12 protein-coding genes, 1 tRNA gene and 2 pseudogenes are annotated in these 12,199 nt (G+C 68.7%); 8 read left to right on the top strand and 7 right to left on the bottom strand.

The features are described from left to right. Positions 1-48: 48 nt before the first annotated feature. Positions 49-122, top strand: a tRNA-Met gene (locus tag ABZT06_RS21805). Positions 123-229: 107 nt separating this feature from the next. Here ABZT06_RS21805 and ABZT06_RS21800 read toward each other — a convergent pair. Then, positions 230-457, bottom strand: a complete 228-nt coding sequence (locus tag ABZT06_RS21800; protein WP_355743149.1) for a hypothetical protein — start codon at positions 455-457, stop codon at positions 230-232. A 212-nt stretch (positions 458-669) separates the two neighbouring features. Here ABZT06_RS21800 and ABZT06_RS21795 point away from each other — a divergent pair, with 212 nt between their 5' ends. Next, positions 670-1,368, top strand: coding sequence for an SDR family oxidoreductase (locus ABZT06_RS21795; RefSeq protein WP_355743146.1), 699 nt, complete (start codon positions 670-672; stop codon positions 1,366-1,368). A 105-nt stretch (positions 1,369-1,473) separates the two neighbouring features. Further along, positions 1,474-1,790, top strand: a pseudogene (locus ABZT06_RS21790) (hypothetical protein); the annotation flags it as partial. A gap of 98 nt (positions 1,791-1,888) precedes the next feature. Here ABZT06_RS21790 and ABZT06_RS21785 read toward each other — a convergent pair. Further along, entirely contained in the window at positions 1,889-2,560 is a 672-nt protein-coding gene (locus tag ABZT06_RS21785; protein ID WP_355743143.1) for a TetR family transcriptional regulator, read from the bottom strand. Positions 2,561-2,628: 68 nt separating this feature from the next. Between ABZT06_RS21785 and ABZT06_RS21780 the strand changes: the two genes are divergently transcribed. Further along, a complete protein-coding gene (locus tag ABZT06_RS21780) occupies positions 2,629-3,468 on the top strand; it encodes an alpha/beta hydrolase (RefSeq protein ID WP_355743140.1) in 840 nt (279 codons plus the stop codon). 199 nt (positions 3,469-3,667) lie between these two features. Next, complete coding sequence (locus tag ABZT06_RS21775) at positions 3,668-4,396, top strand: SDR family oxidoreductase (protein WP_355743137.1); 729 nt, start codon at positions 3,668-3,670, stop codon at positions 4,394-4,396. A 354-nt stretch (positions 4,397-4,750) separates the two neighbouring features. On the opposite strand, the gene ABZT06_RS21770 is transcribed toward ABZT06_RS21775, so the two are convergent. Further along, complete coding sequence (locus ABZT06_RS21770) at positions 4,751-5,089, bottom strand: Tn3 family transposase (protein WP_355743135.1); 339 nt, start codon at positions 5,087-5,089, stop codon at positions 4,751-4,753. Positions 5,090-5,445: 356 nt separating this feature from the next. On the opposite strand from ABZT06_RS21770, the pseudogene ABZT06_RS21765 reads away from it, so the two are divergent. Then, a pseudogene (locus tag ABZT06_RS21765) lies at positions 5,446-6,508 on the top strand (alkene reductase). A gap of 436 nt (positions 6,509-6,944) precedes the next feature. Further along, positions 6,945-7,538 carry a TetR family transcriptional regulator gene (locus ABZT06_RS21760; RefSeq protein ID WP_355743132.1) on the top strand — a complete coding sequence of 198 codons (594 nt, stop codon included), beginning with the start codon at positions 6,945-6,947 and terminating at the stop codon, positions 7,536-7,538. A 363-nt stretch (positions 7,539-7,901) separates the two neighbouring features. Here ABZT06_RS21760 and ABZT06_RS21755 read toward each other — a convergent pair whose 3' ends face one another. The 4 genes from ABZT06_RS21755 to hisN all read right to left on the bottom strand — a co-directional run bounded on the left by ABZT06_RS21755 (position 7,902) and on the right by hisN (position 11,043). Beyond that, positions 7,902-8,768 carry an alpha/beta hydrolase gene (locus tag ABZT06_RS21755; RefSeq protein ID WP_355743129.1) on the bottom strand — a complete coding sequence of 289 codons (867 nt, stop codon included), beginning with the start codon at positions 8,766-8,768 and terminating at the stop codon, positions 7,902-7,904. 405 nt (positions 8,769-9,173) lie between these two features. Then, positions 9,174-9,590 carry a Fur family transcriptional regulator gene (locus ABZT06_RS21750; protein WP_355743126.1) on the bottom strand — a complete coding sequence of 139 codons (417 nt, stop codon included), beginning with the start codon at positions 9,588-9,590 and terminating at the stop codon, positions 9,174-9,176. A 75-nt stretch (positions 9,591-9,665) separates the two neighbouring features. Further along, positions 9,666-10,073, bottom strand: a complete 408-nt coding sequence (locus ABZT06_RS21745) for a CBS domain-containing protein (protein ID WP_355743123.1) — start codon at positions 10,071-10,073, stop codon at positions 9,666-9,668. A 169-nt stretch (positions 10,074-10,242) separates the two neighbouring features. Next, on the bottom strand, positions 10,243-11,043 hold the full coding sequence (hisN, locus tag ABZT06_RS21740; protein ID WP_355743120.1) for a histidinol-phosphatase: 801 nt from the start codon (positions 11,041-11,043) through the stop codon (positions 10,243-10,245). Positions 11,044-11,266: 223 nt separating this feature from the next. On the opposite strand from hisN, the gene ABZT06_RS21735 reads away from it, so the two are divergent. Further along, on the top strand, positions 11,267-11,875 hold the full coding sequence (locus tag ABZT06_RS21735; protein WP_355743117.1) for a TetR/AcrR family transcriptional regulator: 609 nt from the start codon (positions 11,267-11,269) through the stop codon (positions 11,873-11,875). Positions 11,876-12,199 lie beyond the last annotated feature (324 nt).

Raw genomic sequence — 12,199 nt, 5'->3', positions numbered from 1 at the left:
AGCGATTTGCCTCTGGCCTCCCCCTTCACGTAACGTTGCATTCATCGCCGCGGGGTGGAGCAGCTCGGTAGCTCGCTGGGCTCATAACCCAGAGGTCGCAGGTTCAAATCCTGTCCCCGCTACTGAAGGCCGAGGGCCGGAATCCGAAAGGGTTCCGGCCCTCGGTGTTTTCCAGGCCGGTGGCCCACCGCCCCGGACTTCTGTCCACTGTCCTCAGCTCCGGCAGGAGCTATGCCGGGTAGGTGACGAAGCTCGCGTCCAGGACCTCGTCGTTACCGGTGTCCCAGCCGTGGAGCTCGGCGGTGTCGAAGAAGGTGACTGCCAGGTCGTGGGTGCGCCGGATGGCGGCGACCCCCGCCTGCTCGTCGCCGGGGCCGTAGGCCGTCGTCAGACCCGTCGAGCCGTAGCCGATCGCCGAGACCTCCAGGCCTTGGCTGCCGAGTGTCCGGTGCTGCATGACGCGCTCCTCATATCCAACCAAAGGGCGCCTGCGACGTCCTGCCAGGGCTGCGGCGAGGGGCCCGGCGCAGCGTCGTTCACCGGGCGGATCGGTTGCGATCACTGACGCAGCCTGCTTATTATTACGATCGTAATTTAATGAACCTGGGTCGCGTCAGGCCATGCCATCTGCGCTCTGGTCATCTCCTCTCCATTTCACCGGGAACCTTCATGGACCTCTCCGCCAGCACCGCCCTTGTCACCGGAGCGAACCGGGGCTTCGGCCGCGCCCTCGCCGCCGAACTGCTCAGCCGCGGCGCCACCGTCTACGCCGGCGCCCGCAACCCCGACCAGATCGACCTGCCCGGCGCCAAGCCGATCGCAATCGACATCACCGACCCCGCCTCCGTCGCGGCCGCCGCCAAGGCCACCGGCGACGTGACCATCCTGGTCAACAACGCGGGCTCCTCCACCGGCGCCGACCTGCTCACCGCCGACCTGGACGACATCCGCCTCGAGATGAACACCCACTACCTCGGCACCCTGACGGTGGCCCGCGCCTTCGCACCCCAGATCGCGGCCAACGGCGGCGGGGCCATGCTGAATGTCCTGTCCGGCCTGTCCTGGGTCAGCTTCCCGGAGCTCGGCGCCTACTGCGCCGCCAAATCCGCGGAATGGTCACTCACCAACACCCTGCGCCTGCAACTCGCCGACCAGGGCATCCGCGTGGCCGGCCTGCACGTCGGCTACATGGACACCGACATGGTCCGTGCCGTCGACGCGGAGAAGTCCGACCCGGCCGACATCGCGCGCATCGCCGTGGACGGCATCGCCGCCGGCGCCTACGAGATCCTCGCCGACAACGCGGCCCGCCAGGCGCAGGCAGCACTTGCCGGGGGTGTCTCGGTGCTATACCCGCAGCTCCCCTGAGGAGCACCCGCCGCCACGGGCCGACCGCCAGGCACGTCCGCCAAGGGAACGTCTGACACAGCAACACAAGCAACCGGTTCGTGGCGGCAGCGCAGTTTCCGGGCCGTGGTCATCACCAGCATTGCTGGATTCATCACGGCGCTGGACAACCTGATCGTCACCACCGCACTTCCCTCCTTGGGCGAGGACCTCGGCGGCGGCCTCGAAGACGTCGAATGGACGGTGAGCGTCTACACCCTCACCTTCGCGGTCCTGGTGATGTTCGGGCGATGCGTCTTTTCCGTCATCGTTCGTTCAGCGTCATCAACGCCGCATGCCTGCTGATGTTCCTGGGCATGTTCGGGGCGCTCTTCCTGCTCAGCCAGTACCTGCAGACCGTCGGGGGCTACTCGCCGATGGAGGCCGGGGTGCGCATGCTGCCCTGAAGCCCACAGCAGAAGGACCCGGACATACGCCGCCGCATCCCCTTTGCGTCAGTGTCTGACCCTCAGGTGGCCGGGCCTGCGTCGGTCGGCTGTGGTCAGGCTTCCAGGCTCCCTGCTGCCTGCCGGTCGCTGTCGTCGCGCGCCAGGGACGTGAGAATTTCCCTGCGGCAGACATCGAGGATTTCGTCCGCCAGCGGAGAGTCGTCCGGGCATGCCCGCGACAACATGATCGCTCCGACCGAATGGGCGAGCATGTCGATCACCATGGTGCGGGCCGCGCGTTGGTCCGCATCCTCCGGTGTGTCGCTCGGGGCCTGGAGGGCAGTCAGCAGGTTCTCGATCCCGGCCGCGAACGCTGTTTTGATGTCCGCCGGCTGACGTGCGGCATCGCCGCTGAGGGCCGCGATGGTGCAGCCGTCTCCGCGCCCGTCGCGATGCTCCCGGGAGACATAGCTCTCGACGAACTCGGCGGGGTCCAGGCCTTCCGTCCGTGCCGCGATCTGCGAGAGCCCGCTCACGGACGCTTCGGCCATCAGGTCGGCCTTGGAGCGGAAGTGCTTGTAGAACCCGCCATGGGTGAACCCGGCGGCTGCCATCAGTTCCGCCACGCCGACACCGTCGTAGCCGCGCTCGCGGAACAGCCTGGCCGCTGTCGCGACGATGTGCGCACGGTTCTGCTCCGCCTGTGCCTTGGTGACCCGCATGTCCAGCCGCCCCTTCCACGGTCGACGCTCGCCGGTCAAGCATACATAGATGTCGATCGACATCTAAGAGCTTGACTTTTTAGATGACGATCGTCATCGTATTGCTCAGCCCCTCCAGAAAGGCTCAGGCCATGAGTGACACGCATGTGACCGCACCGACCCAGTACGTCGAGGTCGACGGCGACCGGTTCGCGTACCGGCGCTGGGGCAAGCCCTCCGGCGTCCCGATCTTCCTCGTCCAGCACTTCCGCGGGGGGATGGACCACTGGGACCCGCTGCTCACCGACGGCCTGGCCGAGGGCCGTGAGGTCATCCTGTTCAACGGTCGCGGCATCGCCTCGTCATCGGGCACGCCGCGCAATCGGATGGAGGACATGGCCGACGACATCGCCGCGGTCATCCGAGCGCTGGGGCTGGAGCAGGTCGATCTGCTCGGCTTCTCGATCGGCGGTTGGCAGGCGGAGGAGGTCGCGCTGCGCCACCCCCAGCTGGTGCGCAAGCTCCTCCTGGTCGGCACCGGCCTGCGCGGCGGGGACCCGACGATGGACCCCAAGGTGCCCGAGGTGGCGCTGAATCCGGTCCCCGGTCTGGAGGACTTCCTCTTCCTGTTCTTCGGCCGCTCCGAGGCCGCCGTCGAAGCGGGCCGAGCTTTCTGGGAGCGGCGTCACCAGCGGGCCGACCAGGACCCGCCGAGCTCGCCCGCAGTCGGGCAGGCGCAGTTCGAAGCGGCCACCGCCTACGGGGAACCGCTGCCCGGCGAGAATCCCTACGCCTACCTGAACGCGATCACCCAGCCGACGCTGGTCGTCAACGGCGAGAACGACGTGATGATCGCCTCGATCAACTCCTGGCACCTCGCCCAGAACATCCCCAACGCGCAACTGCTGATCTACCCCGACGCCGGGCATGGAGCGCACTTCCAGTACCCCGAGCGATTCCTGAAGCACGCCCTTCAGTTCCTCGACGAGTAAGCAGCCGCGCGCGAAAGGCGAACGGCACGTCCTCGGCCGACGGTTTGGTGGCCATCGGCCTTCGGCGGCGCGGAAGTCACTACGCGCGGGCAGCAGTCGCGCTCGTCGAGGCCGCGGCCCGACCAGCGGTCCCGGGGCCATGCCCCATCACCTCGGCGCGCCCCGCACCCAACGAAACACCTGATGAGAAGAGGCAGACATGAAGATTGAAGGTTCGGTAGCTCTGGTGACCGGTGCCAACCGTGGCATCGGCAAGGCATTCGCGGACGAGCTCCTCGCCCGCGGTGCAACCAAGGTGTACGCGGCTGTCCGCGATGTCGCCACCATCACGGACCCGCGGCTCACGCCCGTCGCGCTGGACGTCACGGACCCGGCAGCTGTCGCCGCGGCCGCTGCCCAGTTCGCCGATGTCTCGATCGTCGTGAACAACGCCGGTGTCGCCAGCGCCAACCTCCCTCTCTCCGCGTCGCTCGACGTGGCGCGCAACGAGCTCGAGGTGAACTACTTCGGACTCATCTCCATGACGCAGGCGTTCGCCCCGGTCGTGGCGGCCAACGGCGGCGGTGCCTTCGTCAACATGCTCTCGGTCGCCTCCTGGGCGGCCTATCCCATAGCCGCCACGTACGGCGCGTCGAAGGCGGCTGCGTGGAGCTACACCAACGCCGCCAGCCAGCAGCTCAAGACGCAGGGGACCGAAGTCGTCGCCGTCCACGTCGGGCCGGTCGACACGGACATGCAGGCCGGCTTCGACGTCCCCAAGACCCCGCCGGCCGACGTGGCCCGCAGTGCCCTGGACGCGCTGGAGGCAGGCCGGCCCGAGGCCATCGTCGACGAGATGAGCCGCAACGTGAAGTCCACGCTCCATGACGACCAGGCCCTGCTGTACCCGGCCCTCGAGGCGCAGCTCGCCGCGCAACTGGCCGACTGACCCACGGGAGTGCCGGCGCCAAGGTCGAATCCGCGGTACTCAGCTTGAGAGCAGCCGCGTGCCGGTATCGCGCCAGGCGAGATGCCGGCGGGCGCGACATGTAGCGGAGCGGATCATGCATTTCCCCTGGCGGATCGGGCGGGCTCGCTGTCCGCGTTCCGGGCCCTGCAGCGTTCGCCGGGGTGAGGTTGCGGCGGCTGTCCATGTCGAGGTTCACATCGCCGTAGGTCCGGACGGGGGACCAGAACAGCGGGGTCGGGCCACGCCGGTCAGCGGGGACCTCCATGACGTGCAGGCCCCCCTCGATCTTGCGCCGAAGGTCGCGCAGCCGCAGGTAGCGGCCACGAAGACGGTCTACTGCGCGCGGCCGACCTCCAGCGTCGCCGCGTAAGGGGGATGGGAGGCGTTGTGGGTGAAGCGGCGCGGGACCACTTCGGTCGATGCGGTCCGCGTACGGATCGCGGTCCCGTACTTGATCATCCGGTCGTACCGCTGGGCGATGACTTCCCAGCGGATCGGGTGGTTCAGCGCCGGGGTGAGCTGCGGGTAGGCGTACGGGGCGCCGGCCACCGGCCGGTACGGCTTGACCTTGTTGATCTGCATGACCCTGGACAGTGGGTGGAAGTTCAGCAGCCGGGTGATCCCGAATCCGATTTCCGGCTGGCCGTGCGGATCGGTGTAGTTCGCCTCCACGCCGAGGACATCGCCATCACCCTCCCGGCATCCTCACAAGGGCCTCACTGGCCGACGCACATGCAGAGCCGCATGTTCGACCTGCTCATGGACACTGTCCGGCGCCCGACCCCCACGAGGGACCTGACCTCCGGCAACCCAGGCATCCCGGCCGCCTTCCCCGCCCCAGGAACTGCTGAAGCGCCCAAGCACGCCCCGAACCACCCCTTCCTGTGCCGTCCAGCCGTCCACCGCCCGACAAAATATTATGTTCGTAATGTAAATTATCCCATGCTCATGGCGGATGCCTCATCGGACTCACAGCCCGGAACGCCGGCCTGCCGGATGTCCGCCACCCACAACCTGAGGAATCACGCATGCTCAACAGCCTGTGGACGCCGACCGTCGCCGGAAAGATCTCCCTGCCGCACCGTCTGGCGATGTCCCCCCTGACCCGCAGCCGGGCCACCCCGGACGGCGTGCCGACCGAGCTGAACGCCGAGTACTACGCTCAGCGCGCCTCGCACGCCCTCATCATCACCGAGGGCACCCAGCCCTCCGCCGACGGCCAGGGCTATGTAGTGACCCCGGGCATCTACACCGACGAGCACATCGCGGGCTGGCGCAAGGTCACCGACGCCGTACACAAGGCCGACGGGCGCATCGTCATCCAGCTCATGCACGTCGGGCGCATCTCCCACCCCGACAACACCCCCCACCACCGTCAGCCGGTGGCCCCCTCCGCGATCAAGCCGGCGGGTCAGATGTTCACCGCCTCCGGGATGCAGGAGATGCCGGAGCCGCGCGCACTGTCCACCGAGGAGGTCGCCGCGACCGTCGACGACTTCCGGCGGGCCGCCGCGGCCGCCATCGCGGCCGGCGCCGACGGCGTCGAGATCCACGGCGCCAACGGCTACCTGGTCAACCAGTTCCTCTTCTCCAGCACCAACCAGCGCACCGACCAGTACGGCGGCTCCCTCGACAACCGCATCCGCTTCGCGGTGGAGGTCGCCACTGCCGTGGCCGACGAGATCGGAGCCGACCGCACCGGCATCCGGCTCTCCCCGGGCAACCCGTTCCAGCTCGGCGACCTCGTGGAGGACGACACCCACGAGCTCTACCCCCACCTCGTGCGCGCCCTCGCCCCCCTCGACCTCGCCTACCTGCACCTCGCGCACGGCGGCGACGAGGAACTCCTGGGCACGCTCCGCGAGTTGTGGCCCAACACGCTGATCCTCAACCGCGCCGGCACCGATATCGCCACCCGCGCCAAGGACATCGAGAACGGCAACGCCGACGTCATCACCGTGGGCTCGATGGCACTCGCCAACCCCGACCTGGTCGAGCACATCCGCGCAGGGGCACCCCTGAACACCCCCCGCCACCTTCTACGGCGGCGGCGCGGCCGGCTGCACCGACTACCCGAACTACGCCGCCTGACCGGAACGCCTTGTGCCCGAGGAAGTCGCCTTCCTCGGGCGCTTCGGCGTACGTACGACACAGTCGGGCACCGGTGTTCCGGCGATGACCGCGAGGTCGCGCCGCGCGGCTCCGATCCAGACTCGGCCCACCTCCCATGACCAGGGCATCCCCGGGGAAGGCATCCTGGTCGAGGCCGACCACGCCGGCAGGAGGGCCGTCGTCGGCCCGGTCGAAGCCGGCGCCATGCGTGCCCTCGTCGTAGCGGTATGCCGCGGCGTCGAGGCCGGCGTACGTGATTGGTCGTCACCGAAGACGGCCGCGGTGCGCTCGGGATATCGAGACGCGGTGTCCGTCATGTCGCACCATCACCTGCCGATCGTAATATTACATATGTCAGACCATAGATTACGATGGGATGCAGGGCAATGGCCGGGCAAAGTTGGGGAGGGATCTTGTGGCGCGCTACACCAAGGAGCACAAGCAGGTCACGCGGCAGCGGATCATCGAGCGGGCCGGCCACCGGTTCAAGAAGGACGGCATCGACGGCTCCGGCATCTCCACGCTGATGTCGGACGCCGGGCTCACCAACGGAGCGTTCTACGCCCACTTCGAGTCCAAGGACGACCTGGTCGCCAACGTCGTCGCCCAGCAACTGCGCGCGCAGGTGGAGCAGTACGGCACGCTGCGGCCCGGCCGTGAGGGACTCGAAGACCTCATCCGCGCGTATCTGTCGCCCGAGCACCGGGACAACCCCGGCGACGGTTGCCCGTCCGCGGCCCTGCTCGACGAGATCGGCCGCTGCGGTGACGCGACGAAGGGCGCCTACACCGACGGCGCCAGGGCCATCCTGGACGAGCTCGCCGCCCGCCTGGCACCCGAGGATCCGCAGTCCGCCCGCGGTCAGGCCATCGGGCTCTACACCATGGCGGTGGGAACGTTGCAGCTGTCCCGCGCGCTGTCCGACCGGAAGTTCTCCGACGAGGTCCTCGAGCAGGGAATCGAGAACGTCCTCGCCTTGGCGCGGTGCCGGTCGATGCCGGCTGGGTGACCGCCTGGCAAGGGTCACGGCGCCAGTGCCGTGCACCCGCGTTTCCGCGGTCGGCGTGAGCGGGGGCCCCGAGCATTTGCCATCCCGGAAGCGGCACCGACGCGATGGTCCTCCGCTCGTACGGCGTATGGCGCTCCGCTGACTCGATACGCCGTAGCAGCAGCGCAGGTCGCTGGGCTGGCGCGCGGACGGGACGTCGACCACGCGTTCTCCGCATCGCATCCCGCACGACAAGCGCCTCGGCGCCGTAGGGCCACGAGCGAGCAGGTCGGTTGCGTTGAAATGGTGACAGAGCCGCACGCCCACCGGGCATCACGGCTCTGACCCCACATCCTCGGCCCGTACCTAGACCGCACCGCGGCCCTACGGCCGGCCGAAGAACTCGAGAGCCGTCGGCACGAACTGCTCGTGGTACTGGAAGATGCCGCCGTGGCCGCCGTCGGGGTAGATCACCAGCTCGGAGTTCGACAGTCGCCGGTCCATGTCGTACGAGTTGGGCGTCGGCACCATGCGGTCGTTGTCGCCGTTGGCGACGAGCACGGGGATCTCGATGACGGACAGGTCCTGCGGCTGTGCCAGTCCCCAGCGGTGGATGGCCTTGAGCTGGGAGCGGTACGCGATGAGGGAGATGGCCTTGTCGCGGTCCTTGGTGCGCTCCTTCAGGCGGGCCAGGAACTCCTTGCCCGCCCGGATCCCGTTCGGGGTCCGAGTGAAGAAGAGGAACTGCTTGGGGTCCTGCAGGGTGAGCAGTGCCCGGAGGGTGTCGTAGTCGGACAGCCGGGTGACGTTCTTGATGCCCTCGCCTCCGGCCGGACCGGTGCCCGCGAGGATCAGCCTGCGGATGAGCTGCGGGTCGGTCTGGGCGATCACCTGGGCGATCATGCCGCCCATCGAGAAGCTGAGGACGTCCACCTGCTCGAAGCCCAGGGCCCGGATGAAGGTGACGGCGTCCTTGGCCATCTCCTCGATGGTCTTCGGCGTCTTGCCGGTGGAGGCGCCCACGCCCCTGTTGTCGAAGGTGATCACCCGGTGCTTGGCGGCGATGCCGTCGACGACCCGGGGGTCCCAGTTGTCGAGGACCGCGGCGAGGTGGGTGATGAAGATGATCGGCATGCCGGTCCGGGGGCCGAGGTCGCGGTAGGCGAAGGTCACTCCGTCGGCGGTGACGGTGCGGGTCTGCGCGTTCTTGTACGACGTCACCACGTCACCTCGTGTTTCGCGTGCGTTCACGGTCGTGCCCTTCGATGTGAGAGTTACCGCCAGTACGCGCCGACTCTTCTTCCTCGCAGGTGGGCGCAGAGCGGTTTCCAGGTCTCCCGGCTGCGACTGCAGTTCGGGGTCGGCGGTCAGAGGAGGCCCAAAAAGTGGGAAGCCCCTGGATCAGGTCCCTGAACAACCCGTCGATGATTGAAGTATGACCATACTTTCATTGGGGCGCAAGTGGCCGAGCCGAACGAGATGCGCAGCGGCGGAATCACCGGTTCCGTCAAGTGTGGTGGTACACGGCGGGGCACGCCACCAGGGCGGGAGTGGCTCACCTACGCCGACGGCCGCGAGGTACGGAGAGGGTGGCCGCACGACGTCAGCACGAAGCCCCGGCGTCCATCAGGGACGCCGGGGCTTCGGTGAACGCTGTTACGCCGCCGCGCAGTTCGGGCACACGCCCCGGTACGTCACCTCGACGCCCGAGACGGTGAAGCCGAAGCGCTCCGTGTCGGGGAGCTCAGCCAGCGGGTTGCCCGTGGGGTGGACGTCCCTGATGGCGCCGCACTGGGCGCAGACCAGGTGGTGGTGTGGCCGGTGGGCGTTCGGGTCGTACCTCTTGGCGCGCTTGTCGGTGGCGACCTCGAGCACCTCGCCGAGGGAGACCAGCTCACCCAGCGTGTTGTAGACGGTCGCCCGGGAGATCTCGGGCAGCTTGGCCACGGCGCGCGCGTGGACCTCGTCGGCCGTCAGGTGGACGTGTTCGCCGTCGAGGACCTCGGCCACGACGCGCCGCTGCGCGGTCATCCGCCATCCGCGGCCGCGCAGTCGTTCCAGAAGGTCGCTCATGCGCACCAGCCTAACAGCTGGAGACCAGAATCCGAATGGGTGTGAGTTTGGAGAGCTGCTCGACTTGGATCGAGTCTAATGTGGTGCGCTGGCGGCCGGTACGCGCTGCCGTGCCGGTGCCCAGCAGCGGATGATGTCGCGGACGGAGACGATGCCCGCGGGCTCGCCGCGGTCCAGGACGATGAGGTGCCGGAAGCCGCCGTGCGTCATCGCCTGCGCGGCCTCCTCCAGCGTCCAGGCCGGGGTGGCGAAGACGACGTCGGTGGTGGTGTGGGCGTGGGCGTGCTCCGTGTCCGGGCTCTGGCCCAGTCCTACGGAGTTCAGGATGTCGCGCTCGGTCAGTATGCCGATGCCGGTGCCGTCGGGGTCGAGGACCACGGCCGCGCCCACTCGGCGGGCGGACATCAGGGCGGCGGCCTGGCGGAGAGTGTGGGCGGGGCCGATGGTGAGGACCACCGTGCTCATGGCGTCTCGGACGAGCATGGGTTCGCAGTCACCTCCTGGGAAACCAATGAGTTCGTTCATTGGTTCACAAGTTCACAAATGAGGGTTCCTTCAGAGTCGCAGGTAAAGCGAGGGTCAACAAGGGGGCGCGCGCCGCCGATTGAGGGCGTGCGCGCTCACATGTGCTTCCCGGAAGTGCTCCGCGCCGCTAGTAACGCTCGTTGAGATAACCCAGGAACTCGTCGTGGAGCAGGCCGTTGGAGGCGGCGGCGTTGCCGCTGTGCGGGCCGGGGCGGCCGTCGAGGCCGGTGAAGGTGCCGCCGGCCTCCGTGACGACGATCGCGTTCGCGGCCATGTCCCAGAGGGAGAGCTCCGGTTCCGCGCAGAGATCGACCGAGCCCTCGGCGACCATCATGTACGGCCAGAAGTCGCCGTACGCGCGCGTGCGCCACACCTCGCGGGTCAGGTCCAGGAAGCCGCCCAGGCGGCCCTGGTCCTCCCAGCCGGTGAGGGAGGAGTACGCGAAGGAGGCGTCCGAGAGCCTGCCGACCTTGGAGACGTGGAGGCGGGAGGCGGAGGTGAGGCTGCGGCCGCTGAACGCGCCGTTGCCCTTCGCGGCCCACCAGCGGCGGCCGAGGGCCGGGGCGGAGACCACGCCGACGACGGGCTGGTAGCCGCCCTCCGCGGCTTCCATCAGGGAGATCAGGGTGGCCCACACGGGGACGCCCCGGACGTAGTTCTTGGTGCCGTCGATGGGGTCGATGACCCAGCGGCGCGGGCCGGTGCCCTCGATGCCGTACTCCTCGCCGAGGATGGCGTCGCGGGGACGGGCGCGCTTGAGGTGGCCGCGGATCAGTTCTTCCGCCGCCTTGTCCGCCTCACTGACCGGGGTCATGTCCGGCTTTGTCTCGACCTTGAGGTCCAGTGCCTTGAAGCGGTCCATGGTGGTCGCGTCGGCCGCGTCCGCGAGGACGTGGGCGAAGCGGAGGTCGTCGAGGTAGTCCGGCATGGTGCGAACCGTATCCGGGGGCCCCTGCACGGGGCTACCAGGGCCGCAGTGTGGACAGTGCGAAGGGGGGCCCGGGTCGGGGTTGCCCGGCGGGGACGGGCGCTTGGTGGTCGATCGCGCGGTTCGCCGCGCCCCATGAGCGGGCGCATGCCCTCGCGAACCCTTGACAGTGCCCCCGCGCGCGTCAAATCTGGGCGCAGAGCTGCTTGCTCCCTGGGAGGCGATGATGCCTGCTGCGCGGGAATCGCTGCTGGACGCCGCTTATGCGGCGTTGGCGCGTCGGCCGTGGTCCGCCGTGAGGATGGTGGATGTCGCGGCGGCGGCCGGAGTGTCCCGGCAGACGCTGTACAACGAGTTCGGGAGCAAGGAAGGGCTGGCCCGCGCGCTGGTGAGACGAGAGGCCGACGGGTATCTCGTCGGTGTCGACCGGGCGCTCACCACACACGGCGACGCCCACGAGCGGCTGACCGCGACCGCCGAGTGGACCACCGCCTCCGCCCGGGAGAACGCGCTGGTACGGGCCATGCTCACCGGCTGCTGGAGCGAGCGGCTGCCCTCGCCGACGCTCTCGGCGGTGCCGTCCTCCTCCGCCGTACCGGCACAGCGCCGGGCCGACGGACAGCTGCCGTCACCCGGCGACTTCGTGGCACTGGTGCGCGACCGCGCCGTCTCCGTCCTCTCCGGACCCGGCGTCCACAAGTCGGACGTCCCCGAGCTCGCCCGCTCCTGCGAACTCGCCGTCCGGCTCGCCCTGTCCTGCGTGGCCGCCCCGCCGGGTGAGGGCGGGGTCGCGGACCTGGTGCGGAGCGTGCTGCACCGGCAGCCGGTGTGAACAGTGCCCAGGGCCTGTGGTTTGGATCATCCCGACCCGAGCGGGGTCTGACACGCCATCTGCGGGTTGTCGTCGGTCGCTGACTCCCCCACTCTCGGCTTCGCTCGAGCGGGGGGACCCCCATCGCGTCGACTCCTTCCTCCGCCTCGCAACTGCACGCACCAGACCCCGCTCGGGTCGGGCTGAAAAGCACCGCACCTCACAGCCGGCCTGATCCGAACGACAGGCCCTAGTGCTGCCCCGCGCAAGTTCGTGGAGGGGACTGGAGGCCTAGGAGCACACTGAAGATCTTGAAATCGCGCCCGACTTGCACCATTACAGGCT

Source organism: Streptomyces sp. NPDC005483 (genome assembly GCF_040606035.1).
Taxonomy (GTDB): Bacteria; Actinomycetota; Actinomycetes; order Streptomycetales; family Streptomycetaceae; genus Streptomyces.
Note: the sequence above shows the minus strand (reverse complement) of the source record. Positions and strands in the feature narration are given on the sequence as shown.